We start from the raw sequence: 25,359 nt of genomic DNA on the forward strand, positions 1-25,359 counted from the left end.
GGTACTAATTTCTCACTACTATTTATGCTTCAGCTAACATTTTTTCTCCAGCTTCGATAGCTTCTTCAATAGATCCTTTAAGGTTAAACGCTGCTTCTGGTAAGTGATCTAATTCACCATCCATAATCATATTAAATCCTTTAATCGTTTCCTTGATGTCTACTAAAACTCCTGGTATACCAGTAAATTGCTCAGCTACGTGGAATGGTTGTGATAAGAAACGCTGTACACGTCTTGCTCTATTCACAGCTAATTTATCTTCTTCAGATAATTCTTCCATACCTAAGATGGCAATAATATCTTGTAATTCTTTATAACGTTGTAGTAATTCTTTTACACGAGTTGCACAATCGTAATGCTCATTACCTAAAATATCTGCAGATAAAATTCTTGAAGTAGAATCTAACGGATCTACTGCTGGGTAAATACCTAGCTCGGCAATTTTACGATTTAATACGGTTGTGGCATCTAAGTGTGCAAAGGTTGTTGCTGGAGCTGGATCGGTTAAATCATCTGCAGGTACGTAAACCGCTTGCACAGAAGTAATAGATCCTTTTTTAGTTGAAGTAATACGCTCTTGCATTGCTCCCATCTCGGTTGCTAATGTTGGTTGGTAACCTACAGCAGAAGGCATACGTCCTAATAATGCAGAAACTTCAGAACCAGCTTGTGTAAAACGGAAGATATTATCGACGAAGAAAAGAACATCTTTTCCTTGCCCTTTACCTGCGCCATCACGGAAATATTCGGCAATGGTTAAACCAGATAAAGCTACACGTGCACGTGCTCCAGGTGGCTCGTTCATTTGTCCGAATACGAAAGTAGCTTTAGATTCTTTCATGATTGATTTATCAACCTTTTGAAGATCCCATCCGCCTTCTTCCATAGAATGCATAAAGTCGTCACCATACTTGATAATTCCAGACTCTAACATCTCACGAAGTAAATCGTTTCCTTCACGTGTTCTTTCACCTACTCCTGCAAATACAGAAAGTCCTCCGTGTCCTTTTGCAATATTGTTAATCAACTCTTGAATTAACACTGTTTTACCTACACCAGCACCACCAAATAAACCAATTTTACCACCTTTTGAATACGGCTCGATTAAATCGATTACTTTAATACCCGTGAATAAAACTTCAGTAGAAGTTGATAAATCTTCGAATTTTGGTGCTTGTCTGTGAATTGGTAAACCATTATCTCCAGATTTAGGTAAATTACCTAATCCATCAATGGCATCACCAATAACATTAAATAAACGGCCATAAATATCGTCTCCAATTGGCATTTGTATTGGCGCACCTGTTGTATTGACGTCGGTACCTCTACTTAAACCATCTGAAGAGTCCATTGCAATAGTACGTACTGTGTCTTCACCAATGTGAGACTGTACTTCTAGTACTAAAATAGAACCGTCAGGTCTTATAATTTCTAATGAATCGTAAATTTTTGGAAGTTCAGAACCTGCTTCGAATTCAACATCGATAACCGGACCTACTATTTTTGCAACTTTACCTGTAACTTTTGACATTACTTATCTATTTAATATTATGCTGTTTAATTAACAGAAAACACGACTTGTTTTCGCGTGCAAAGATAGTTGTTTTAATTTAAAATTAAAGTGGTTTCTAAACCTTTTTTGAAAGCTAAAAAAGCCTTTAACAGTTTTGTACTATTAAAGGCTTTTAGAATACTGCTAATTTGGTTTAAATTATTGTAATCCAGCAGAATAGTTTGTATTGTAATTGGCAATGTTTACTAAATTTCCAGACGCTTCAAAGTTAGAATTGTACTGCGCATCTATACTTTTTAGAAATTCGTTAGCTATTAAGGCATAGCCCCTAGACGTTGGGTGAACACCATCTAAAGAGAATGCTCCACCGGTTACTAAGTCTGACGTTAAAATATAATCTCCAGAAGAAATTCCAGTGAGTGCTAATTGATTTAATATACGGTTAGTATCTACAAAAGCTAAATTAGAACCAGTGGCTGATGCTTGAATAGTCGCATTAAAACTTGCAGTAGCTACAGCAATCTCAGCTTGTTCTGAAGGGATTAAAACCCACTTGTCTGCTAACGGAATAGCAACGCCATTAACTGTTAAAGGATTTCCTTCAACTGCTTCTGTGCCAATAAAGGAAGACGCTGGTAAAACAAATAAATCGCCAGCAGTAGCTTGTCTATAGTTAGGTATTCCTAAACCAGATAAATCGGTTAAACTTTCATCTTCAATAACTACTGCGTTATTTAGAGAGGCTGCAAAAACAATTGTTCTCGCGGCTCTTTCGTCAGCAGTAATTAGCGCAAAAGACTCTGCCTGTAATAAGCCTCCATTGTAAGTTGCATAAGCATTATTAACGGCGTTAGCCGTAGCTAAATCTAAAGGAATTGGATTGTAAGGTACCGTTGTAAAATGAGGGATAGAGGTTACATCTGGAATATTAGCAATAACGCCTTTTGTTTCTCCTGTTGTTAATGTACCAATTAATGTGGTATATGCAAAATCGAAAGTTACCTGATCGGTAATGGGGTTTGATCCATCTCCGCCAGACAAAGCGTACCCTAAAACATCGTTATTTCCAATCCATAATGAAAAGAAAGAAGGATTTTGTGCCATAGCATCGCTAATTACAGAGGTAGATGGCGAGCTTGCCATTCTTACAAAATAAGGATTAGCTGTTGGTGGTGATGCAAATAAACCTGACAAATCACCATAATTAGGAGCTAACAAATGAAAGCTCTTTGCGCCAGGGACACCCATATTATTAAAAGGGCCTGCAGGATTGTTTAAAATAATATCTGTAGTTGTAGTCGCACCAGGGTTCAAATCTGTTATTGGTACTGGACCTGATCCGTCAAAAACTAATCTTGGACCGAAATTGGGTAGCGGATTTCCTCCGGCCAATAAGCCACCAACGTTATCATTCATTAATGGCTGTGTAAAATCACCGCCACCAACTAATACAAACTGATTAGCTAAAATACGAGGTGTAGAATTCTGTTGGGCTATTTTATATAGCGCACCATCTGAGAAACCTGCAGTAAGAGAGTTTCCTAAAGAAACGAAGTTTGAAAAATCGGCGCTTCCGGCCGTTAATGCCGGTAACGGTTCTGAAAAAGAAGAGTCGTCATCACTCTCACAAGCTGCAAAGCTAATTAAGCCTGCTAGTAACCATATATATTTAGTTTTCATAATCATTTTCTATTATAAGTTATTAATTGTCCAAGACACGTAATACTGAGAACCTATAAAACCTGTTCCGAAAGCCGTGTAGTATTCGTCTCCTAATAAATTGGTTGCACCGGCTTTAAAAGTAGATTTTAAGCTAGGAACTCTGTAGTTGATCTGTGCATCTACGACATGGTATGCAGGAATTTCTCCATCACCAAAAGTGGCTTGCCATAAATAGTTATCACTCCATCTCCAAGCGACGTTAAAACCGAAGTTTTCGAACACGTTTGTATGCCCAAAAGACGCTTTTACTTTATGTTCTGGAGTATTGAAGCTGGTTTCGAAATCTGGAAAGGCGTTTTCATCGAAATCTAATTTTGAATAGGTGTAACTTCCCGATAAATCAAAATCTCCTAAAACTTTAGTCGATAATCCTAGAGATGCTCCGTAAGAGTTAACATCTGCTTTAGAGTTTGTGTAGGTCTGGTAGGCCTTAAAATCTGAGTTTCTTAACGCTTTAAAGGCTAAAGGATCTAAATCTACAGTACCATCTCCGTTTGCATCTACATTACCATATAATGGTGCAACTACGTTTTCACCCGAAATAAAATTCTTGTATTTATTATAATACACACTGAAGTCTACAACAACTCTGTTTAATTTCCCTCTGTATCCTATTTCGATAGACGTTACTTGTTCTGGTTTTACGATGCTTGAATTTCCTACTTTTAAATCGTTAGGATTTTCTGACAAAGCAAATGCTTGAACAGACGCCGCAGAGTATGAGTTTTCGTAGGCAACACGTCCTGTTTGATCAATGCTTGATGGTTGTCCGGCACCACCATTGGCAACCGTCATTTGGCCATCTACACTTACGGGGTACGATCTTGTGTAACGGTCTAAGTTATCTGGTGCCGATCCTACAAGAACTGCTCTACCAACATCTAAACCAATAAATAAATCTTGGGTTGTTGGGTTTCTAAATCCTGTTTGTACCGACGCTCTAATATTGTGATCTCTATTAACAGTTAAACCAGCAGAAAGTCGTGGAGAGAAAAAACCATCAAAAAATTCTGATTTATCATAACGTACAGAACCAGTTAGTTTTAGATCCATAGTTTCATTTAACTCTATGTCTTTCTGAATTTGAGTGTATATACCCGCTTCAGAATAATCTATAGCGCCATCATTATCAGTATAAATGGTTCCGAATGAATTTAGACTGTAACGTCTATATGAACCACCTACTTGAATTTCGGCAAAATCAATGATGTGACTAAAGTTATAATTACCATCTGCATGGTAGTATTTAGATTGATCTTGAAATCGTGATCCCGTTGCTAAATCGGAGTCTGTAATACTTTTGTTAAATGCATTTTTAAATTCTGAAGACCCCGGTAAATAACGACCTGTGTCGGCAACGGCTCTAGCTGCAGCGTGCTTTTGCTGCTCTGTTAACCCTTGAGGGTTTCCACCTAAGTTAATACCGGCGAATGTTGCGATATATTCCTGAAACCAGTTCTTGTCACTTTTCCAAGCACGATTAATATTAATACCCGTAAACACCATATCGTAAGAATCTCCTGCTTTATCTGAAACGACGTAACCTCTAACGGTGAAATTATCATTTTTAATTTCAATTTTGTGTTGTTGCTGCGAGAATCCATCGAGGTTATATCGGTTAGTTCCTTGGTAAATGGTAGAACCAGTACCATACTTGCCTACATAAGAGAGTTCTAGACTATTGTCGGTAATAGGTCTAAAATAAAGACCCCAATCTGCTTTTATGCTCTGAGCGTTGTAATCTGTTAAAGTGTTTTCGTTATATCCTGTTCTTGAGACTTCAACATCGGGAATAATTCCTAAGCCTGAGGCCGAACGAATGTTTGTGGATACTTCATCACCATAGACGTTAATTCCATCATAATTATAAGCGGCTCTCGTTCTTCCTGGGGAAAATTTATCGACTTCACTAGTAGCAGCCCAGTCTGTACCCTTTAAGTAACCAAAGTTTACTTTTACTGCAAATTTATCTGTAAATTTATGTGCCATTCTCATACCTACGTCGGTATATTCATTATCGCCAGCAGCTTCTTGGGAAGTGATTCCTTTTTTTACAAACCCACTAATTCCTTGGTAGTCGAAAGGATTTTTACTTCTCATAAATAAGATACCGTTAAAAGCATTCGCACCATAAAGAGCAGACGATGCGCCGGGAAGGAGTTCTACACTTAAAACATCAGTTTCTATCATACCTACAAGATTTCCAATAGGGAAGTTAAGAGCAGGAGAAGAGTTGTCCATTCCATCTACTAATTGCATAAAACGAGAGTTGGCAAAGGTTGCAAAACCACGAGTGTTAATAGATTTAAATGTTAAACTATTAGTATTAACATCGACACCTTTAAGGTTTTCTAATCCGTCATAGAAATCGGCCGAAGCGGTATTTTTAATTTCTTTTAATCCAAATCTTTCAACGGTGACAGGCGATTCGAAAATACGCTCGGGAGTTCGCGATGCAGAGATTACGACTTCATCTAAAATGCTTCCTTCATTTAAAACAAAGTTTAGTTTTTGATTATTGGAAGTAGCTTCAAGGGTTTCAGTGGAGAAACCAACGCTACTAATTTGAACAGTGAATGGGGGATCTTGACTAACTTTAAGAACAAAGTTACCGTCAAAATCACTGACTGTTCCCACGGAGGTGCCAACGACGATAACATTCGCTCCTGGTATTGGTTGACTGTTATTGTCTGTTACAATTCCAGTAATTGTTACTTGCGAATAGGCGACTCCACAGATAAGCAGCAAAAGAAGTGATAGAAGTGTTTTCATGTTATATATTGAGTTAATTTGTTAGAACAATATACGTTTTTTAACACTATCTTAATAAAAAGTTAATAAAATTATGCATGCATAATACTTGCGAACAAAAAAAACCTATAATCAACAATCTGATAGACAGTTAATTATAGGTTTTTAAAAAAATTACAAATCTTGATATATTTATTCCACGGTAACGGATTTCGCTAAATTTCTAGGTTGGTCTACATTGCGATTTAATAAAACGGCAATGTGATAGGATAGAAGTTGTAACGGAATTGTCGTTAACAAAGGTGATAATGATTCGAGAGTTTCTGGAACCTCAATAACGTGGTCGGCGAGACCTTTAACGGCTTCGTCGCCTTCGGTTACAATACCAATAATTTTTCCTTTTCTAGCTTTTATTTCTTCAATATTACTAACAACTTTTTCGTAATGTCCCTTCTTCGTCGCTATAACGAAAACGGGCATATGCTCGTCGATTAAAGCAATAGGTCCATGTTTCATTTCGGCTGCGGGATACCCTTCAGCGTGAATGTAAGAAATCTCTTTAAGTTTTAAGGCGCCTTCTAAGGCTACAGGAAAGTTATATCCTCTGCCTAAATATAAACAGTTTTTAGCGTCTTTATAAATTTCAGCTATTTTTTTAATGTGTTCATCTTGTTTAAGAGCTTTCTTTACTTTGCCAGGAATTAACTCTAATTCTTGTAAATGATGATGAAACGACGATTTTGAAATGCTTCCTTTTTCTTTAGCTAATTTTAAAGCGATAAGCATTAAAACGGTGATTTGCGTTGTAAATGCTTTTGTAGACGCTACACCAATTTCTGGTCCAGCGTGCGTATAAGCACCAGCGTGCGTTTCTCTTGCGATTGTAGAACCCACCACGTTGCAGACACCAAAAACAAATGCTCCTTTAGATTTTGCCAGTTTAATTGCGGCTAAAGTATCGGCTGTTTCTCCAGATTGCGAGATGGCAATTACGACATCGTTCTCCGTGATAACTGGGTTTCTGTATCTAAATTCTGAAGCATATTCTACTTCAACAGGAATTCGTACTAAGTCTTCAAAAATATACTCGGCAACTAAACCTGCGTGCCAAGAAGTACCGCAAGCAATAATAACAATTCTATTGGCATTCAGAAATTTTTCAATATTATCGTCTATACCAGCCATTCTTATCAGCCCTTCCTTTGCGTTAAGACGGCCGCGATACGTGTCTTTTATAGCATCCGGTTGCTCATGGATTTCTTTAAGCATAAAATGCTCATAGCCACCTTTTACGATTTGCTCAAGATTCATTTGTAATTCTTGAACGTAAGGAGCAACTAAAGAATCGGTTTTAATTTTTCTTATTTTGACACCTTTTTTAAGGCGTACAATAGCCATTTGCTCATCTTCTAAATAAATAGCTTTTTTAGTATATTCTAAAAATGGAGTGGCATCACTAGCAATAAAAAACTCATTGTCACCAACACCAATAGCCAATGGACTACCTAGTTTAGCAACAACTATTTCGTTGGGTTTCTTTTTATCGAAAACAGCAATAGCGTAAGCGCCAACTACTTGGTTTAGCGCGATTTGTACGGCTTTACCAAGTTTTACTTTCTCGTTTATCTGTACGTCTTCAATTAGATTAATTAAGACTTCAGTATCTGTATCTGATTTAAAAGTATACCCTCTAGAAATTAACTCTTTCTTTAAAGAGGCATAATTCTCAATAATACCGTTATGGATAATAACTAAATCACCAGAATTAGAGTAATGCGGATGCGAATTAACATCGTTAGGAACACCGTGAGTTGCCCATCTCGTATGGCCAATTCCAACAGTTCCAGACGTGTTTATTTCGTCTTTAACCTTTTCTTCTAGGTCAGAAACTTTTCCTTTGGTTTTGCAAAGTTCTATGTTTTCGCCGTTATACAATGCAATTCCTGCACTGTCATAACCTCTATATTCTAATCGTTTTAGTCCTTCAAGAACGATAGGGTAGGCTTCGCGATGACCTATATATCCAACTATTCCACACATAATACCGTTGTTTTAATTATTTGATTGGGTGTAATAAATTTCAAATTCTGCACGTTGCCCTTCAGGAATAGTAGATTTACTTCCGTGAAGCACCGTTCCTTTAGGAGATAGTATTGATGTTGATGGTATTTCTGTTAATACAGTTTCATCATCTTCATCGATAACGCTTCCTTGAATTTTAGACGTCTTAATATTGTTAATATTTGAGGCAATGTAGAGCCCTAATTTAACATTAGTAGAATCCTTTAATAAAATGTTATTAACGTAATCTGTTATTCTAAACCTGTACTTAATACCTCTACCGTTACTGTCTCTCTTTAAAATTTGAGAGAAGTTTGTCTTAGAATTAATAGGCGATGTTGTGCTTATTGATCCATCTAAAGAATAATCGATTATAGGTGTATTGGTTTTTAAATTATATAACGTCACCCGGTCTGGCTCGTCACCCGCTACGCCATCACTGTCGTCTTGGTTGACATAAAAGGTTAAATTAACTTCATTAATTAACCATTTGCCTTTTTTGCTTTTAAAATACTCGAAACCAGGCGTTAAATCGCCTTCTTCGTTCTCGGTTAATCCGTTAAATAAATCAACAACAACCATTGCGCCATCACCTCCTTTAAGGTACAAGTTATCACCACCAACGGTTGGGTCTCCATTTAAATTGATAGTGTTATCTTCTGTTTTTAACAGGTTAACACGATTCCCTTTTAGGTTAAAAACTAATTGGGTTAAATTTGTAGTGTCCTCGCTTTCTTCAGCTATTTCTTCATCATTAGTATAATCTACAATAAGTGTTGCTTGATCAAAATTTAATTGTGCTAAGCTACCATTTACGGCAGTAGACTCTGGATCGACTTTAATAACTAAACCTCTAAAATGATTCGTAAAGTTATTTGCGTTGCTAAACTCTGGTTGTCCTTCAATAGCTAAAATGGCATCATTCCAAAAGGTGCTATTGGCACCTGTTGCATTATGAAGTTCTGCTCTAAAAGAAGGCGCAAAGCGCCCAACAACTTCAGTTTCGTTGGTTTCTTCATCTATTTCAGTTATTCTAGTCTCTTCAGCCGATGGAGCGTAAGCACCGTCTTCGAATAATAACGCGCCTTCTTGACTATAAAATAAATCTTCTTGATTAGAATAATAAGCTTGTGGCTCATCAAAATCTGTAGACGGATCTAAGTCTCTCAGTAAATAATTATTTTTATAAACAGCGACTTTAAAGGTTACGTTAGTATCACCAACAACAGAATTTAACTGGTAAGTGCTGTTGCCATCTGCTCCAGTTTCTAAAACTGTAGAAAAGTAAGGAATGTTTAATACCACCGATTCTATAACAGGATTAGTTCCAAAATCAGGATTGAATTGATTTGGAACTATTTGCGCAACCATAGAGGCTGTAGTTTTACCAAATTCAGCTAAGTTAGGATCTGAATACACCCCTAAAAAACCACTAGACAATCCGTTGGTTTGCACGCCAATTAAATCATCAGGTGTAGTCGAGAACGCGGTTGCCGTCTTCGTGTACGTAATTAAAGGGAACTTTTTGCTTAAACCATCAAAGTTTTGAATGCCTTCTAAACCACTCTCTATATTGGTGAAATCTCTATCGCAAGATACAGATATCACTAAGATAAGGCCTAAGAAGGCTATAGATTTTAAGCTTGATTTTGTTTTTTTCATAATGTAATTTAGGTCGAATTAATCTAAAACACTAGTATTATAGAACTCAGTATAAGCTTCTGCAAACTCATCTTTTTCTTTAAAGTCTAATACAGGTTTTTTCGAATCTTTTAAATAGTCTTTTAACTCATCAGGTATAGTTTCCGAGCCAATTATTAAAGCATCAGAATTGTCTATAGCCACTTTCATTAAGTTGTTATACGTTGGTTTTTCAAGAACTTTAATAGCGTCGTCGGCGATATTATCAAATTTAATCTTGTTAATCATATCTACATTTAACGTCTCTTCGAAACTTTGATTGTATACCGAGGTCACAATTTTACTTTCATTAAATAAAGGTTCATCTTTGTAAAATTGTTTTAAATACAAAGGAAGTAGCGACGCTAACCAACCGTGAATGTGAATAATATCGGGAGACCAGTTTAATTTCTTGACAGTTTCGATAACGCCTTTTGCAAAAAATATAGCGCGCTCATCGTTGTCGCTAAATAGCTTTCCGTCTTCGTCTGTTAGCGTTGCTTTTCTTTTAAAATACTCGTCATTATCTATAAAATAAACTTGAATACGTTCTTTTGGAATAGAGGCTACTTTTATAATAAGTGGCATATCAAGATCGTTAATTACTAAGTTTATTCCGGATAAACGGATAACTTCGTGAAGTTGGTGCCTTCTCTCGTTAATGTTACCATAGCGCGGCATAAATATTCGTATCTGTCCCCCTTGCTGGTTTACCATTCTTGGCGTTTCAAACGACATTGAAGAAATCTCTGTTTCAGGTAAATAAGGTACCACTTCAGACGATACATATAATATTCTCTTATCTTTCATAATAATTGTATGGGTTTTTGAGGAATTCAAAATAAAAAACACGCAAAAGTACAAAAATTTATGCAGAGTGCCACTAATATATTAAGTTTGCACCCGTTAATTTTATATTAAAAATGACTGTTTACAACAATAAAGTACAAATACAGAAACATATTAAGAAACTTAAGTCTGAAGGATTTACGTTTGGATTTGTGCCCACAATGGGTGCTTTACACGAGGGGCATTTGGCCTTGGTTAACGAGGCGCTATTACACAACGATTTCGCAGTGGTTAGCATATTTGTAAATCCTACACAATTTGATAACGCTTCAGATTTAAAAAAATACCCTAGAACTTTAGAGCGCGATATTGAATTATTGCAAACCCAATCTGAAGATATTATCGTTTACGCGCCTAGTGTAGATGATATTTATGAAGGCCAAACCACAGCTGAAAGATTCAATTTTGATGGTTTAGAGCACGAAATGGAAGGGCGGTTTCGCGACGGCCATTTTGACGGTGTAGGCACTATTGTAAAGCGATTGTTCGAAATTGTAACACCAAATAGGGCGTATTTTGGCGAGAAAGATTATCAGCAATTAGCTATTATTAAGAAATTGGTCGAAAAGCATAAATTACCAGTAACTATTGTGGGGTGCGCTATTTATCGGGATGCCTTTGGTTTAGCAATGAGTTCTAGAAATGAACGGCTAAAACCAAACTATAAAAAACAAGCCCCATTTATTTATAAAACGCTGCAGGCTGCCAAAGCGCAGTTTGGCATAAAAAATGCTAAAGAAATAGTAGAATGGGTTGAAAACGAGTTCGCTAATCATAAATTATTAAAACTAGAATACTTTATCATAGCCGACGTTAAAACGTTAAAACCTATTACAACTCAACAAAAAAATACTAACTATCGTGCTTTTATTGCCGCTTATGCGGACGACATAAGATTAATAGACAATTTAGCACTTAATTAATTATCTTTGCACTATGCAAATACAAGTAGTCAAATCTAAAATTCACAGAGTAAAAGTTACAGGCGCCGATCTTAACTATATTGGTAGCATCACTATTGATGAAGATTTAATGGAAGCCGCTAATATTATACAAGGTGAGAAAGTTCAAATTGTAAATAATAATAACGGCGCCCGTTTAGAAACCTACGCCATTCCTGGACCAAGAAATTCTGGGGAAATCACTTTAAATGGTGCCGCAGCGCGTTTAGTTTCGCCAGGCGATGTGCTAATTTTAATCACTTATGCTTTTATGGATATTGAAGCCGCTAAAGTGTTTAAACCATCGTTGGTATTTCCAAACGAAAACACCAATTTATTGAACTAAATACGTGAATAAAAGCCTATTAAAAATACTAAAAATCCTACTCCCAATTCTTTTGGGCGTTTTTTTAATAGGGTATTCCTTGTCAAAATTATCTTTTCAAGACCTATTGGGGTATTTTAAAACGGCCGATTATACCTACATTGTATTAGGTTTGTTTTTAGGACTACTAAGTCATATTTCTCGTGCCTATCGTTGGTTGTTTATGCTTGAACCAATGGGCTATAACGTCAAGTTAGCAAATAGTATAATGGCCGTTTTTGCGACGTATTTAATAAATTATACCATTCCTAGAGCGGGTGAAGTCGCCAGAGCAAGTATCTTAACTAATTACGAAAATGTGCCTTTCGATAAGGGTTTCGGGTCTATTGTAGCCGAACGTGTAGCCGATTTAATTGTGTTATTACTTATTATTGCTGTAACACTTTTTATGCAATTCGATTTTATCTATTCCTTTTTTATAGAGAAATTTAATCCTTCAAAATTAATTTTAGGAGCTTCAGTAGTAGTCCTTCTTGTATTACTATTCTTTTTTATAATTAAGCGAAGCAAAGCGGGTATTGGGTTAAAAATCAGGCAATTTGTAAACGGTCTAATGGAAGGCGCGCTTAGCATTTTTAAGATGAAGAAAAAATGGGCGTTTATCTTTCATACCCTCTTTATATGGGTGATGTATTTGTCAATGTTTTACGTGACAAGTTTGTCGGTGTCTGGTTTAAGTGCCGTACCTATTGGGGCCATTTTAGTCGGTTTTATTTTAGCGACGTTTAGTATTGCAGCGACAAATGGAGGTATTGGTTCGTATCCTGAAGCGGTAGTCATTGCTTTTGTTCTGTTTGGTTTATCAGAAGATCCGAGTCGCGCTTTTGGCTGGATTATGTGGACTTCCCAGACCATAATGATTATTATTTTAGGAGGGGCATCGCTATTGTATTTACCTATCTACAACCGAAAGAAATAATTTGTACCTTGCATTCATAATTAAACATTAACTAAAAATGCGAAGACTCATTCTCCTTTTTATAGTTGTATTTTCTTTTCAGCAAATAACAGCTCAAATAAGTTATAAAAACTTCGAATCTCAGATTTTGGGCGAATCAAGACAGCTTAAAATACAATTGCCAAGGGGCTACGATAAAAGCGATAAAAGTTATCCTATAGTGGTTGTTTTCGACGGTGATTATCTGTTCGAAATGGTCGCGGGAAATGTCGACTACTATGCCTATTGGGAAGATATTCCAGAATGTATTGTTATAGGAGTTAATCAATTAGGTAAACGTGAAGACGACACCGCTTTTTCTGAATTAAATTCTTTACCCATAGATAATGGGGATGCCTTTTTTAGATTTGTAGGCGAAGAATTGGTGCCTTACCTTAATAATACGTATAGAACAGAGGCTTTTAAAGTGGCTATTGGTCATGATAAGACGGCCAACTTTATCAATTACTTTTTACTAAAGGAAGCCCCGTTATTTCGAGCATACATTGCCTTAAGTCCGGATTTAGCTCCAGATATGACGACCTTTGTAAGCGAACGTTTAGCGACAGTAGAATCTAAAATATTTTACTATCTGGCAACCGCTTCCAACGATGTAAAAAGTTTAAAAGAAAAAACGGAAGGGTTGCAAACGGCGTTAAATGGTATCGATAACAAAAACGTGTTAAAAGCTTTCGATAACTTTGAAGGACCAACACATTATTCGTTACCAGCGTATGCTATTCCGAAGGCTTTAGAAAGCATCTTTTTCGTGTTTCAGCCAATTTCTAAAGACGAATATAAAAACACATTGTTAAAGTTTGAGGGATCACCAGTTGAATATTTAACTGAAAAGTATGAAACCATCGAAGATTTATTCGGAATAAAAAAACAAATCTCTATTAATGATTTTAGAGCAGTGGCAGCGACCATCAATAAGACTGAAAAATTCGACTATTTCGAAGCGTTAGGGAAATTAGCCAGAAAACAATACCCCGATACACTTTTAGGAAACTACTATTTAGGGCGCTATTATGAAGAAACGGGTAATCCTAAAAAAGCAATGAAAACTTATCAATCGGCTTATATACTTCAAGAAATTGGGGGCATAACTAAAGACCACGTGTTAGAGCTTGCAGAGCAGTTAAAAATAGATTTTGGATTTTAACACAAATAATTATCGGTAAGAGGATAAAAATATATGGCAAAAGTAAAAACAACTTTTTTTTGTCAGAGTTGCGGTACACAATACTCTAAATGGCAAGGGCAATGCTCAGCGTGTAAAGAATGGAACACGGTAGTAGAAGAGGTGCTTCAAGTGCCAGAAAAAAGTGAATGGAAAATAGCAACCAAGACAACAAAACGCGCTTCGAAACCTTTAAGAATTAAAGATATTGATGCATCTCAAGAAGCGCGATTAGATAGTCGCGATGGTGAGTTTAACCGTGTAATGGGTGGCGGAATTGTGCCGGGATCTTTAACGCTTTTGGGGGGTGAACCCGGAATAGGTAAAAGCACGCTATTGTTGCAGATTTCGTTAAAATTACCATATAAAACCTTATATGTTTCAGGTGAAGAAAGTCAGAAACAAATTAAAATGCGTGCCGATCGTATTAACCCAAATAACGAAAGTTGTTACATTTTAACCGAAACTAAAACGCAGAATATCTTTAAACAGATTGAGGCTTTAGAACCCGATATCGTAATTATAGATTCTATACAAACCTTACATAGCGATTATATAGAGTCGTCTAGCGGAAGTATTTCCCAAATAAAAGAATGTACGACCGAGCTAATTAAGTTTGCTAAAGAAACAGCAACGCCGGTTATTTTAATTGGTCATATTACTAAAGACGGAAATATCGCTGGCCCAAAAATATTGGAACATATGGTAGATACTGTGCTTCAGTTTGAAGGCGATCGCAATCACGTTTTTAGAATTTTAAGAGCGCATAAAAACCGCTTCGGTTCGACCAACGAATTGGGAATTTACGAAATGCAAGGTTCGGGTTTACGAGAGGTCTCTAACCCAAGCGAGATCTTAATTTCCAAAAAGGACGAAGAACTTTCTGGTAATGCAGTGGCTGCAACACTTGAAGGAATGCGCCCTTTAATGATTGAAGTACAAGCTTTGGTAAGCACCGCGGTGTATGGTACGCCACAACGTAGTGCAACCGGTTTTAATGCGAAGCGTTTAAACATGTTATTGGCCGTGTTAGAGAAGCGTGCAGGTTTCCGGTTAGGGGCAAAAGATGTTTTTTTAAATATTACAGGAGGTATTACTGTAGACGATCCTGCTATAGATTTGGCAGTAGTCGCCGCCATTTTATCTTCTAATGAAGACGATGCTTTACAAAGCGATTATTGTTTTGCAGGCGAAGTTGGTTTGTCGGGTGAGATTAGGCCAGTTCAGCGTGTGGAACAACGCATCTTAGAAGCCGAAAAATTAGGCTTCTCAAGTATTTTTGTCTCAAAATACAATAAGATTTCACTAAAAAACACGGATATAAAAATACAATTAATTTCTAAGGTTGAAGATTTAGTAGATTTGCTGTCTTAATTCAGTGTTAAAAACACTATTTTAACTTGAGATTTCCTATCAAACACGAGTTATTTATTGCTTTCTTTATTGTCAGGTTCAGGTTTAGAAATACGAATTGGAAAGTCTTTTTCAGCACCATAAATTTTGACCTCTTGTATATCGGCAGGCATATAAAAACCAGCATTTTCAAGAGCTTCTTTTACATTTCTAACAACAGATCCTTTTGTAATTAAAGCCATTTTTCTAAAGTCTTTCGTGTCTACCCAGAAGTAAACTTTTAAATTCACTGTGCTTGTCGCTAATTCGTCTTCAATAACAAAGTTTTGATGGTCGATATCGGCAATAACATTGGGCTCTTTTTCTAAGGTTTCTAAAATAACGTGCTTTGCTTCGTTAATATTGTTTTCGTAAGCAATACCCACAATAAAATCCCAACGAAAAAAACCGTCTTCGGTATAGTTGGTTACAGGTTTAGTTAAAACATCACTATTGGGGATATAGACATCTTTGCCATCAAAGGTTTTTAATTTGGTATATCTAAACTCTAACGCTTTAACTTTTCCAAAATTTTCACCAATTTCAACCGTATCATCAACATCGTACGGTCTGCTAAAAGCTAAAATTATTCCAGCGATAAAATTCTGTCCAATATCCTTAAAAGCAAATCCTAGTACAACAGCACTGGCTCCTGCGGCCGTAAATATTCCGGTTGCAATAGCGCCCAATCCTGCAGCTTTTAAGGCGAGAATAATAGCAATCATTATTAAGGTGTATTTTAAGGCCTTGCTTAAAAACTGACTCATTAAAGGGTCTTTAGTTCTAGAAGCAATCCGTTTTCTGGCAAATTGACCAAGCCAAGTGGCTATTAAAGTGCCAAAGATTACAATTAAAAGCCCCAATCCTATACCGGGAAGCTGCGCCATAAGTTGGTCGTAAAAAGACAGAAAAGAGTCGGTAACTGTTTGATGGGATTCCTGATTAACATCCATAAGTAGGTTCATAAGTAATTTTATTATGTGAGTAAATGCGATTTAATATACTAAATAAGTAAACAATCCGAAACACTTTTTTCAATGTCTTTAAAATGGGATGCTTTAATTATTAATAGGAATACCGAATTAACGGTTCTCCAAAGTTATTTTAAGACTAATTAGTTAACGTGTAGAATCCTTAAGTTTATCTTAATACCAATAAAAAATAATTAAAAAGGTGTTATTTTTAGAGCAAATGAAAAAACAATTATGAAATTGAAAGCTCTCTTATTGCCGGTTATGTCACTGTTTATCGTTGCTTGTGGACCAAAACTAAATAGCGATGCGTTTATAAAAAGTACCGACGCCTACGCTCTAAAGATAAATAAGAATACAGATCTAAAACAGACCTTGACTAGAGGGGCGCTAACTGACGCGTCGGGTTTTAAAGATATTGGCACCTTTACCTATCAAGAAAAATTCAGTCAGGATGAGCATGCGTTATTTCAGATTAAAAACAGTGAAAAAACAGATCAAACGCTAATAGAAAACTACTATTTTAAAGCCGATAACTTGGTTTTAATTACATCTACATCGCCTTCTGGTAATATCAAAAAGCTATATATTAAAAACGGAAAGGTGATTTCAAGAGTCAATATTGGCAAAATTCAAGAAAAAATACTAATCAATAAAGCTAAATTGTTTAAAAAGCAATTTAAATCGGCGCATTAGAGATCTTAAAATTATTTAGGTAATAGGCTGTTTTTAAGTGTGAACACACTTCTTATTTTCTTAAAATTCCCTAATTTCGCAATTCGAATAAGAAATTAGACAAAATGAGCACAGGATTCCCTGAATATAAAGGACTTAACTTACCAAATGTAGCAGAAGAAATTCTAACATACTGGAAGGAAAACAATATTTTTGAAAAGAGTATTACTGCTCGCGAAGGTAACACCCCTTATGTGTTTTTTGAAGGCCCTCCATCTGCAAATGGATTGCCAGGCGTACACCATGTTTTAGCACGTGCTATAAAAGATATTTTTCCGCGTTATAAAACGATGAAAGGGTTTCAAGTAAAGCGTAAAGCCGGTTGGGATACTCACGGTTTACCGATAGAGCTTGGTGTAGAAAAAGAACTAGGAATAACCAAAGAAGATATTGGTAAAACCATTTCTGTGGAAGATTATAATGCGACTTGCCGTAAAGCGGTAATGCGTTATACTGATGTTTGGAATGACCTGACCCAAAAAATGGGGTATTGGGTAGATATGGATAATCCATACGTTACTTACGATCCAAAATATATGGAAACCGTTTGGTGGTTGCTTAAAGAAATTTACAATAAAAACTTAATTTATAAAGGATACACAATACAGCCGTACTCGCCAAAAGCGGGAACAGGTTTAAGTTCTCACGAGTTAAATCAGCCAGGAACGTATCAAGATGTTACAGATACTACAGTTGTGGCTCAGTTTAAAGCGATAGAAAGCACATTGCCAGACTTTTTACAAAATGAAGGAGATATTTTCTTTTTAGCCTGGACAACGACACCGTGGACATTGCCAAGTAATACTGCCTTAACGGTAGGGTTAAAAATAGATTACGTTTTAGTAGAAACGTATAACCAATACACATTTAAACCAATGAATGTGATTTTGGCGAAACCATTGGTTAACAGTCAATTTGATGGTAAATTTAAGCGTGTAGAAACAAAAGCGGAATTGTTAGACTACAAGGAGGGCGATAAGAAAATTCCTTATTTTGTGGTTAAAGATTTTATAGGAAAAGATCTTGTTGGTATCAAGTACGAACAATTATTGCCGTATGCCTTGCCATACGACAACCCAGAAAATGCATTTAGAGTAATCTCCGGAGATTTCGTTACTATTGAAGACGGAACAGGAATTGTACATACAGCCCCTACTTTTGGAGCAGACGATGCCTTAGTTTCAAAACAAGCAATTCCAGAAATTCCACCATTGCTTGTAAAAGATGAAAATGGCAATTTAGTGCCTTTAGTAAATTTGCAGGGAAAATTTAGACCAGAAATGGCAGAATATGCAGGTAAATATGTTAAAAACGAATACTATGAAGAGGGCGAAGCCCCAGAACGTTCGGTAGATGTTGAGCTTGCAATTCAATTGAAAGAAGAAAATAAAGCGTTTAAAGTCGAAAAATACAAGCACAGCTATCCAAACTGTTGGAGAACCGATAAACCCATTTTATACTACCCCTTAGATTCGTGGTTCATAAAAGTAACCGATGTTAAAGACCGTATGCACGAGCTTAATAAAACCATTAATTGGAAGCCTAAATCAACAGGTGAAGGCCGTTTTGGTAATTGGTTAGCTAATGCAAACGATTGGAATTTATCGCGTTCAAGATACTGGGGAGTTCCCTTACCAATTTGGAGGACCGAAGATGGTAAAGAAGAAACCTTTATTGGTTCGGTTGAAGAGTTAAAAGCCGAAATGACCAAAGCGGTTAACGCTGGCGTTTTAGAAAAAGATATTTTTGAAGATTTTCAGGTGGGTGATAACACCGAAGAAAACTATGCGAAATTAGACTTGCATAAAAATATTGTGGATCAAATTACATTAGTTTCGCCATCAGGAAAACCTATGCGTCGCGAAAATGATCTAATAGATGTCTGGTTCGATTCAGGTTCTATGCCTTACGCACAATGGCATTACCCGTTCGAGAACAAAGATAAAATTGATGAAAACAAATCATTTCCAGCCGATTTTATAGCGGAAGGTGTAGACCAAACTCGCGGTTGGTTTTACACGTTGCACGCAATAGCAACAATGGTTTTCGATTCTGTAGCTTACAAAAACGTGGTGTCTAACGGATTAGTATTAGATAAAAACGGACAAAAAATGTCGAAACGTTTAGGTAACGCCACAGATCCTTTCGAAACGTTAAACACCTATGGTGCGGATGCAACGCGTTGGTATATGATTGGAAATGCAAACCCGTGGGATAATTTAAAGTTCGATGTAGATGGTATAGAGGAGGTGAAACGAAAGTTTTTCGGAACGTTATACAATACCTATTCGTTTTTTCAATTGTATACAAACATTGATAAGTTTGCCTACGCCGAAGCCGATGTGTCATTAGAAGAAAGACCAGAAATTGATCGCTGGATTCTTTCAGAGTTACATACGCTTATTAAAAAAGTAGATACTTTTTATGCCGAGTACGAACCTACAAAAGCAGCACGAGCAATATCTAATTTCACTCAAGATTATGTTAGTAACTGGTATGTGCGTTTAAGTAGAAGACGATTTTGGAAAGGCGATTATCAGAAAGATAAGATATCGGCTTACCAAACGTTGTATACCTGTATGTTAACCATTGCGAAATTAGGTGCGCCTATCGCTCCGTTTTTTATGGATAGATTGTACTTAGACTTAACAAATACGACACATTCAGAAGGGTTTGAAAGTGTACATTTGGCACATTTTCCTGAAAGCGATTCAAGTTTTATAGATAAAGCTTTAGAGCGAAAAATGGAAGCAGCACAAACCATATCCTCCTTAGTGTTATCACTGCGAGCGAAAGAAAAAATAAAAGTACGCCAGCCGCTGCAAAAGATTATGATTCCTATTGTTAACGAACAGCAAAGAGAAGAAATTTTAGGGGTTGCGGATTTAATAAAATACGAGGTTAATGTTAAGGAAGTTGTGCTTTTAGACGATGCTTCAGATATTTTAGTTAAGCAGGTGAAACCTAATTTTAAAACTTTAGGACCCCGTTTTGGTAAAGATATGAAGCTGATTGCTAGTGAGATACTTAAAATGACGGCCGAAGATATTAAAAATATTGAGCAAAAAGGACAACATGATGTAAATTGTAACGGAAAAATTATTACTTTAGAGGTCAGTGATGTAGAGATTACCTCACAAGATATAGAAGGTTGGCTAGTCGCAAATGAAGGCGTTTATACAGTAGCTTTAGACGTTACAATATCTAGCGAATTACGTAAAGAAGGCGTTGCAAGAGAGCTCGTAAACCGCATTCAGAATTTAAGAAAAGACTCTGGTTTTGAAGTTACAGATAGAATTAATGTTAAGTTATTAAAAAACGATCAAGTAAACGAAGCGGTTAAAACCAACGAAGCTTATATCAAAGCAGAAACATTAACCAATGAGCTTGAAATTATGGACGAATTAAATAGTGGTATAGATATTGAATTCGATACAGTACAGACCAAGCTATTTATTCAAAAAATTTAAGAATTATGATAACACAAAATACATCAAGATATTCAGATAAAGATTTAGCAGAATTTAAACTATTAATCTTAGATAAAATCCAGAAAGCGAAACGCGATTTAGATCTTATTAAAAGTGCTTACATTAACGATCAAGACAATGGTACCGACGACACGTCGCCAACCTTTAAATCGTTCGATGAGGGTAGTGCCGTAAACAGTAAAGAATCTAATTCGCAATTAGCGATTAGACAGGAAAAGTTTATTCGCGATCTTAAAAATGCGTTAATTAGAATTGAAAATAAAACTTACGGTATTTGCCGTGTAACGGGAAAACTAATTAATAAAAACCGATTGGAGTTAGTGCCACATGCAACGCTTAGTATAGAAGCTAAAAATATGCAGAAGTAAAACACACCATCATTTTTAAATTTATTTATCACAAAACGCTTCAACTTTTATTGAGGCGTTTTGTGTTTCATTATCTTTTTAAAACGTAAATTTCTCATTTAGCAATGAAGCCCGTAATTATCTTATTATTTCTTTTTATCAGTCTTCAACTTTCAGCTCAAAAGAAAGTGGAAGAAACTTTTAGTGCGACAGCAATAAACAATGTAGTAATTAATGGGAATTATATTTTTAAAATTGATTTACAAACGCGACGATCAAATTCCATTCATTTAATTACAAAAATTGAAGGGGAGTATACGCCAGAAATAACTGTAGCGCATGAAATTAAAGATAGCACCTTATATATAGGAAGTGTTTTTAGACCCTCTTTTGCCTTACACAACGACAAGTTAAGCGCTCACAAAGTGGTGTCTATAGAAATTGTATTAGAAATTCCTGAGGGCTTAAAAGTGTATTTAAAAAGCGATATTGGTTCAGCAAAGATTAAAGGGAAATATGCCTTTATTACTGCCGAATTATCTCAAGGCAATTGCTTTTTAAATAATTTTATAGGAAGTGGACTTATTAATACTATTAACGGAAATGTAACTATTGAAACTAATTACGCCCAAGTAAAAGCGCATACAAAATACGGAACGCTAACGAAAGAGTCTTTAATCTATGGAGATAATACGATCGAAATCAATAGTATTAATGGCGATATTAATCTAAAAAAAATCGAAAAATAACGCTATTTTTGCCTCAAATACCTGTTATGACTCTTAAAAAAGCCTCTTTTCTTATAATTATCATCTTGATTATCGATCAAATAAGTAAGGTTTATATAAAAACCCATTTTCAGCTGGGAGAAAGTGTTGCTGTTTTCGATAAATTCAGAATTTATTTTATAGAGAATGATGGTATGGCGTGGGGCACAAAATTAAGCGATATTTTTCCCTTTATAAGTGATCGCGTTGCGAAATTAAGCTTAACCTTATTTAGAATAGCAGCCATTTTTGGTATTGGCTATTGGTTGATTTCAACACTTAAAAAAGAAGGCTCTCGTGTACTTATTATAGCGTTAGCTTTTATTTTCTCGGGGGCATTAGGTAATATTATAGACTCGGTATTCTACGGTGTGTTTTTTGATAATAGCTATGCGCAAGTGGCTACTTTTTTACCGCAAGCAGGCGGCTACGATAGCTTATTTCACGGTAAGGTAGTAGATATGCTGTATTTCCCACTGTGGAAAGGCTATTTACCGGAATGGATTCCTGGCTATGGCGGAGAATTCTTTACTTTTTTCGAACCGGTTTTTAACATCGCCGATGTCGCTATTAGTATTGGTTTTGTGCTTTTAATCTTCTTCAATAAGCAAGCATTTCCTAAGCCAGAGACGGTGTAAGAAACACTTTAAAAATGTATGTCATAAAACATTTAGTGTAGGCTAATGCCTTTAAAATAGTATTAAAAGCGGTACGTTTTGTTTGGCGTTACACAAAAGTCTAAAGGAATATCTCCAGAATACACCTCTTTAATTTCGGGCTCAGCATCAAAAAACGAAAGGCCTATTTTTAAGGTGTCGGGTGTGCAATCCGCTAAAAAAGCATCATAAAAACCTTTGCCATATCCAACCCGGTTACCTTTCTCGTCGAAGGCTAATAGTGGTATAAACACCACATCTATACTATTTGCGGGTATTGGAATGCCACCAATAGGCTCAGGGATATTATGGGCATTTAACGTAATTGTAATACTATCCGTTAACAAAACATTTTCTAAGGTAATCGTATCAAAATTACTTCTAGAAATTACAATATTCTTATCTTTTCCAGCTAAAATATTTAAAATATAATCGGTGTTTATTTCCTTTTGTGTTTCAATCGAAAGAAAAATATGATAGAAGTCCTTTTCCCAAATTGAAAGTGATAACAGATTATTTGCTATCGCTAAGCTGAATTCTTCTTTTAGGTCTTCGGATAAATTTTTGCGAAGTTCTTTATATTTTTTTCTTAATTCGGCTTTTACCATAACCCTCTTATTTATCGTGTTCTATCGAAATATGAAACAATGCATCCCCTTGATAAATTAAAGGCGCATCATTTATATTGATAATATATCCTGCATTTGGCGCTTTTACAAAATGATTAAATTTACCGTAGGGATCTGTGATATGGCCCAAAACCTCTCCTTTTTCTACTAGCTTTTCAATATGTGTTGTAGACTTAAACATCCCAGAAAACGTAGCGCGAATCCATTTACTTTCTTTAACGTATAACGGTTCTTTTTTAGGTTTAGAGACTTTAAAATTACTTCTAAGCATTCCGAAATGATGCAAAACACGTTTTGCGCCATTGACACCGGTGTTCGTAACATTCGCGTCTATATGTAACGATTTCCCTCCTTCGTATAACAAAATAGGTTTGCCCATTTGGTTACACGTGTTTCTAAACGAGCGACTTATGTTTTTTGTATACACTATAAAAGGAGCACCAAATACCTTGGCCATAGCGTCGTAATCGGGGTTTCCTTTAGCAATGCGAATTTGAGGGGCATTAAAACGTAAAGCCCCACCGGTGTGAAAATCTAAAACAAAATCGATGTGGGGTAAAATCTCAGTAATCAATTGGTTGGCCACACGACTTGCTAGCGATCCCGATTTTACACCTGGAAACACGCGGTTTAAATCGCGACCATCGGGAAACGAACGATTCATATTAATAAAGCCGAAAATATTAATAACTGGAATACAAATTATAGTTCCTTTTTTGGGTTTGTTAATACCTTTAGCGATAAGCTGTCGTACTATTTCTACACCATTAACCTCGTCACCATGTATACCTGCAGTAAATAAAATTGTGGGCCCTGGTTTTTTAGAGCGTTCTATAATTACAGGAACATCTACAGGCGTTTGCGTGTGCAGCTTAGCAATGTTAAACGCGGCTTCTCTGCTTTCACCGGGGTAAATAGATTCCCCAAGAATATTTAAAACGGTACCGCTTTCCTTCATTTATTGTATATGATTTTGTTCAATATAGCTAATAATATTTAGAGCGATGTTTTTTTCTGTTGCGGCTTCAATACCTTCTAAGCCAGGGGTAGAATTCACTTCTAATAACAGTGGTCCACGAGCAGATTGTAACATATCGACACCACAAACAGGTAGTTTTAAGGCTTTCGATGCTCTCATAGCCACGGCAATCTCAGCATCATTTAAATTTATAATATTTGCCGATCCACCACGGTGTAAATTAGATCTAAATTCCCCTTCTTTTCCTTGGCGTTTCATAGCGCCTACAACTTGCCCGTCTACGACTAAAGCTCTTAAATCGGCACCTTTTGCTTCTTTTATAAACTCTTGTACAATTACGCGGGCTTGTAAGCCATTAAATGCTTCTAGAACAGATTCGGCAGCATTTTTTGTTTCAGCTAAAACCACACCTAAACCCTGCGTTCCTTCTAATAGCTTTATAATTAAAGGCGTTCCCCCAACATGCGCGACAACTTCTTCAACATCTCTAGAGTAGTTTGTAAACACTGTTTTGGGCATTCCGATTCCTGCTTTACTTAAAATTTGAAGACTTTTTAATTTGTCTCTAGATTTTAAAATAGCCTCTGAAGATGCCGTTGTAAACACATTCATCATTTCAAATTGGCGCACTACAGCGCAACCGTAAAACGTTACCGAAGCTCCAATTCTAGGGATAACAGCATCTACATAATCAAGATATCTGTCTTTATAATAAATACGTGGTCTTTCTTTTTCGATAATGATATCGCAACGCAACGGGTCAATAACCTCTAGCTTATGTCCTCTTTTTTCGCCTTCTTCAATTAATCGTCTTGTAGAGTATAAATGGGCGTTTCTTGATAATATTACTATATTCATTCTAGTGATTTTTTATAGGATAGGTTTTCTTTATCTACATCTATCATAAATTTGCGACTTAAAAATTGTCTTCCAATTAAAACAGGAAACTTCATCTCTGCTCTTGTGCTTAGTGTAAAATTTATTTTATACGTTTTTCCAAAGAGTATAATTTCCGACTTAATTTTATACCTATTCTCTACTTGTCCATTACTACTCTTTACATTTGTAAAAGAATAAGTATCGAAAACAACCTCTTTACCATTAAAATTCGGGTGTCCTTTGCTATAAAAAGTGCATTTTAATTGCTTGTTTTCTTCTTTTATTTTTGAGCAATGTATAGCTGAAGTATAAGCGCCAGAATCCACTTTAACGTTTATACTATATAAATTAAGTTTCGGAAAGTCGACTTTGTCAACGCGACCAATGATTTTTTTTTTCATCTTGATAAGATAATAAAGTGGTGCAATGTAATAAAATAGTTAATGCAGAAAAATGTTATTTTGTAAAAGATTAACGTTTAATGGGATTTA

General features: G+C 36.0%; 21 protein-coding genes. 10 read left to right on the plus strand and 11 right to left on the minus strand.

Annotated elements, in window-relative coordinates:
* Positions 1–22: 22 nt before the first annotated feature.
* The 6 genes from atpD to ES676_RS05970 form a co-directional block, all read right to left on the minus strand.
* Complete coding sequence (gene atpD / locus ES676_RS05945; RefSeq protein ID WP_148369332.1) at positions 23–1,531, minus strand: F0F1 ATP synthase subunit beta; 1,509 nt, start codon at positions 1,529–1,531, stop codon at positions 23–25.
* Positions 1,532–1,711: 180 nt separating this feature from the next.
* Positions 1,712–3,193: an SGNH/GDSL hydrolase family protein gene (locus tag ES676_RS05950; RefSeq protein WP_148369335.1), complete on the minus strand. Its 1,482-nt coding sequence runs from the start codon at positions 3,191–3,193 to the stop codon at positions 1,712–1,714.
* Between the two features lie 12 nt (positions 3,194–3,205).
* Positions 3,206–6,007, minus strand: coding sequence for a TonB-dependent receptor (locus ES676_RS05955; RefSeq protein ID WP_148369337.1), 2,802 nt, complete (start codon positions 6,005–6,007; stop codon positions 3,206–3,208).
* A 171-nt stretch (positions 6,008–6,178) separates the two neighbouring features.
* Positions 6,179–8,026 carry a glutamine--fructose-6-phosphate transaminase (isomerizing) gene (gene glmS, locus ES676_RS05960; RefSeq protein ID WP_148369339.1) on the minus strand — a complete coding sequence of 616 codons (1,848 nt, stop codon included), beginning with the start codon at positions 8,024–8,026 and terminating at the stop codon, positions 6,179–6,181.
* A 12-nt stretch (positions 8,027–8,038) separates the two neighbouring features.
* Positions 8,039–9,709, minus strand: coding sequence for a DUF4270 domain-containing protein (locus tag ES676_RS05965; protein WP_148369341.1), 1,671 nt, complete (start codon positions 9,707–9,709; stop codon positions 8,039–8,041).
* Between the two features lie 18 nt (positions 9,710–9,727).
* Positions 9,728–10,537: a glycogen/starch synthase gene (locus ES676_RS05970; RefSeq protein WP_148369343.1), complete on the minus strand. Its 810-nt coding sequence runs from the start codon at positions 10,535–10,537 to the stop codon at positions 9,728–9,730.
* Positions 10,538–10,650: 113 nt separating this feature from the next.
* On the opposite strand from ES676_RS05970, the gene panC reads away from it, so the two are divergent.
* The 5 genes from panC to radA are packed head-to-tail and all read left to right on the plus strand — an operon-like array spanning position 10,651 to position 15,396.
* Entirely contained in the window at positions 10,651–11,499 is an 849-nt protein-coding gene (panC, locus tag ES676_RS05975; RefSeq protein WP_148369344.1) for a pantoate--beta-alanine ligase, read from the plus strand.
* A gap of 13 nt (positions 11,500–11,512) precedes the next feature.
* Entirely contained in the window at positions 11,513–11,863 is a 351-nt protein-coding gene (panD, locus tag ES676_RS05980; RefSeq protein WP_148369346.1) for an aspartate 1-decarboxylase, read from the plus strand.
* Positions 11,864–11,867: 4 nt separating this feature from the next.
* The gene (locus ES676_RS05985) at positions 11,868–12,821 is read left to right on the plus strand and encodes a lysylphosphatidylglycerol synthase transmembrane domain-containing protein (protein WP_148369348.1); all 954 of its coding nucleotides are present in this window, start codon (positions 11,868–11,870) and stop codon (positions 12,819–12,821) included.
* Positions 12,822–12,858: 37 nt separating this feature from the next.
* On the plus strand, positions 12,859–14,004 hold the full coding sequence (locus tag ES676_RS05990; RefSeq protein WP_148369350.1) for an alpha/beta hydrolase: 1,146 nt from the start codon (positions 12,859–12,861) through the stop codon (positions 14,002–14,004).
* 33 nt (positions 14,005–14,037) lie between these two features.
* Positions 14,038–15,396, plus strand: coding sequence for a DNA repair protein RadA (gene radA / locus ES676_RS05995; protein WP_148369351.1), 1,359 nt, complete (start codon positions 14,038–14,040; stop codon positions 15,394–15,396).
* A 50-nt stretch (positions 15,397–15,446) separates the two neighbouring features.
* On the opposite strand, the gene ES676_RS06000 is transcribed toward radA, so the two are convergent.
* Positions 15,447–16,379, minus strand: a complete 933-nt coding sequence (locus tag ES676_RS06000; RefSeq protein ID WP_246130316.1) for a mechanosensitive ion channel family protein — start codon at positions 16,377–16,379, stop codon at positions 15,447–15,449.
* A gap of 240 nt (positions 16,380–16,619) precedes the next feature.
* Between ES676_RS06000 and ES676_RS06005 the strand changes: the two genes are divergently transcribed.
* The 5 genes from ES676_RS06005 to ES676_RS06025 all read left to right on the plus strand — a co-directional run bounded on the left by ES676_RS06005 (position 16,620) and on the right by ES676_RS06025 (position 22,363).
* Positions 16,620–17,081 (plus strand): hypothetical protein, encoded by a 462-nt coding sequence (locus ES676_RS06005; RefSeq protein ID WP_148369353.1) that lies wholly within the window; start codon positions 16,620–16,622, stop codon positions 17,079–17,081.
* A 104-nt stretch (positions 17,082–17,185) separates the two neighbouring features.
* Positions 17,186–20,590, plus strand: coding sequence for an isoleucine--tRNA ligase (gene ileS / locus ES676_RS06010; protein ID WP_148369354.1), 3,405 nt, complete (start codon positions 17,186–17,188; stop codon positions 20,588–20,590).
* 5 nt (positions 20,591–20,595) lie between these two features.
* A complete protein-coding gene (locus ES676_RS06015; RefSeq protein WP_148369356.1) occupies positions 20,596–20,979 on the plus strand; it encodes a TraR/DksA family transcriptional regulator in 384 nt (127 codons plus the stop codon).
* 104 nt (positions 20,980–21,083) lie between these two features.
* The gene (locus ES676_RS06020) at positions 21,084–21,707 is read left to right on the plus strand and encodes a DUF4097 family beta strand repeat-containing protein (protein WP_148369358.1); all 624 of its coding nucleotides are present in this window, start codon (positions 21,084–21,086) and stop codon (positions 21,705–21,707) included.
* Positions 21,708–21,733: 26 nt separating this feature from the next.
* Positions 21,734–22,363: a lipoprotein signal peptidase gene (locus ES676_RS06025; RefSeq protein ID WP_148369360.1), complete on the plus strand. Its 630-nt coding sequence runs from the start codon at positions 21,734–21,736 to the stop codon at positions 22,361–22,363.
* A gap of 62 nt (positions 22,364–22,425) precedes the next feature.
* On the opposite strand, the gene ES676_RS06030 is transcribed toward ES676_RS06025, so the two are convergent.
* The 4 genes from ES676_RS06030 to ES676_RS06045 are packed head-to-tail and all read right to left on the minus strand — an operon-like array spanning position 22,426 to position 25,269.
* Positions 22,426–22,989 carry a 5-formyltetrahydrofolate cyclo-ligase gene (locus tag ES676_RS06030; RefSeq protein ID WP_148369361.1) on the minus strand — a complete coding sequence of 188 codons (564 nt, stop codon included), beginning with the start codon at positions 22,987–22,989 and terminating at the stop codon, positions 22,426–22,428.
* A gap of 7 nt (positions 22,990–22,996) precedes the next feature.
* On the minus strand, positions 22,997–23,968 hold the full coding sequence (locus ES676_RS06035) for a succinylglutamate desuccinylase/aspartoacylase family protein (RefSeq protein ID WP_148369362.1): 972 nt from the start codon (positions 23,966–23,968) through the stop codon (positions 22,997–22,999).
* Entirely contained in the window at positions 23,969–24,847 is an 879-nt protein-coding gene (gene rimK / locus ES676_RS06040; RefSeq protein WP_148369363.1) for a 30S ribosomal protein S6--L-glutamate ligase, read from the minus strand.
* Positions 24,844–25,269, minus strand: coding sequence for an ATP-dependent zinc protease family protein (locus tag ES676_RS06045; RefSeq protein ID WP_148369364.1), 426 nt, complete (start codon positions 25,267–25,269; stop codon positions 24,844–24,846). Before ES676_RS06045 ends, rimK begins: the two co-directional genes overlap by 4 nt.
* Positions 25,270–25,359: the final 90 nt, after the last annotated feature.

This window comes from Bizionia saleffrena (assembly GCF_008086175.1).
GTDB lineage: Bacteria > Bacteroidota > Bacteroidia > Flavobacteriales > Flavobacteriaceae > Bizionia > Bizionia saleffrena.

What these genes read in the sequence shown, in the direction of transcription:
- ES676_RS06045 (WP_148369364.1), bottom strand. Translation starts at nt 25,269, where the DNA reads ATGAAAAAAAAAATCATTGGTCGCGTTGACAAAGTCGACTTTCCGAAA.
- ES676_RS06015 (WP_148369356.1), top strand. Translation starts at nt 20,596, where the DNA reads ATGATAACACAAAATACATCAAGATATTCAGATAAAGATTTAGCAGAA.
- rimK (WP_148369363.1), bottom strand. Translation starts at nt 24,847, where the DNA reads ATGAATATAGTAATATTATCAAGAAACGCCCATTTATACTCTACAAGA.
- ES676_RS05965 (WP_148369341.1), bottom strand. Translation starts at nt 9,709, where the DNA reads ATGAAAAAAACAAAATCAAGCTTAAAATCTATAGCCTTCTTAGGCCTT.
- radA (WP_148369351.1), top strand. Translation starts at nt 14,038, where the DNA reads ATGGCAAAAGTAAAAACAACTTTTTTTTGTCAGAGTTGCGGTACACAA.
- glmS (WP_148369339.1), bottom strand. Translation starts at nt 8,026, where the DNA reads ATGTGTGGAATAGTTGGATATATAGGTCATCGCGAAGCCTACCCTATC.
- ES676_RS06005 (WP_148369353.1), top strand. Translation starts at nt 16,620, where the DNA reads ATGAAATTGAAAGCTCTCTTATTGCCGGTTATGTCACTGTTTATCGTT.
- ileS (WP_148369354.1), top strand. Translation starts at nt 17,186, where the DNA reads ATGAGCACAGGATTCCCTGAATATAAAGGACTTAACTTACCAAATGTA.
- atpD (WP_148369332.1), bottom strand. Translation starts at nt 1,531, where the DNA reads ATGTCAAAAGTTACAGGTAAAGTTGCAAAAATAGTAGGTCCGGTTATC.
- panD (WP_148369346.1), top strand. Translation starts at nt 11,513, where the DNA reads ATGCAAATACAAGTAGTCAAATCTAAAATTCACAGAGTAAAAGTTACA.
- ES676_RS05955 (WP_148369337.1), bottom strand. Translation starts at nt 6,007, where the DNA reads ATGAAAACACTTCTATCACTTCTTTTGCTGCTTATCTGTGGAGTCGCC.
- ES676_RS06000 (WP_246130316.1), bottom strand. Translation starts at nt 16,379, where the DNA reads ATGAACCTACTTATGGATGTTAATCAGGAATCCCATCAAACAGTTACC.
- ES676_RS06035 (WP_148369362.1), bottom strand. Translation starts at nt 23,968, where the DNA reads ATGAAGGAAAGCGGTACCGTTTTAAATATTCTTGGGGAATCTATTTAC.
- panC (WP_148369344.1), top strand. Translation starts at nt 10,651, where the DNA reads ATGACTGTTTACAACAATAAAGTACAAATACAGAAACATATTAAGAAA.
- ES676_RS05950 (WP_148369335.1), bottom strand. Translation starts at nt 3,193, where the DNA reads ATGAAAACTAAATATATATGGTTACTAGCAGGCTTAATTAGCTTTGCA.
- ES676_RS05970 (WP_148369343.1), bottom strand. Translation starts at nt 10,537, where the DNA reads ATGAAAGATAAGAGAATATTATATGTATCGTCTGAAGTGGTACCTTAT.
- ES676_RS05990 (WP_148369350.1), top strand. Translation starts at nt 12,859, where the DNA reads ATGCGAAGACTCATTCTCCTTTTTATAGTTGTATTTTCTTTTCAGCAA.
- ES676_RS06025 (WP_148369360.1), top strand. Translation starts at nt 21,734, where the DNA reads ATGACTCTTAAAAAAGCCTCTTTTCTTATAATTATCATCTTGATTATC.
- ES676_RS06030 (WP_148369361.1), bottom strand. Translation starts at nt 22,989, where the DNA reads ATGGTAAAAGCCGAATTAAGAAAAAAATATAAAGAACTTCGCAAAAAT.
- ES676_RS06020 (WP_148369358.1), top strand. Translation starts at nt 21,084, where the DNA reads ATGAAGCCCGTAATTATCTTATTATTTCTTTTTATCAGTCTTCAACTT.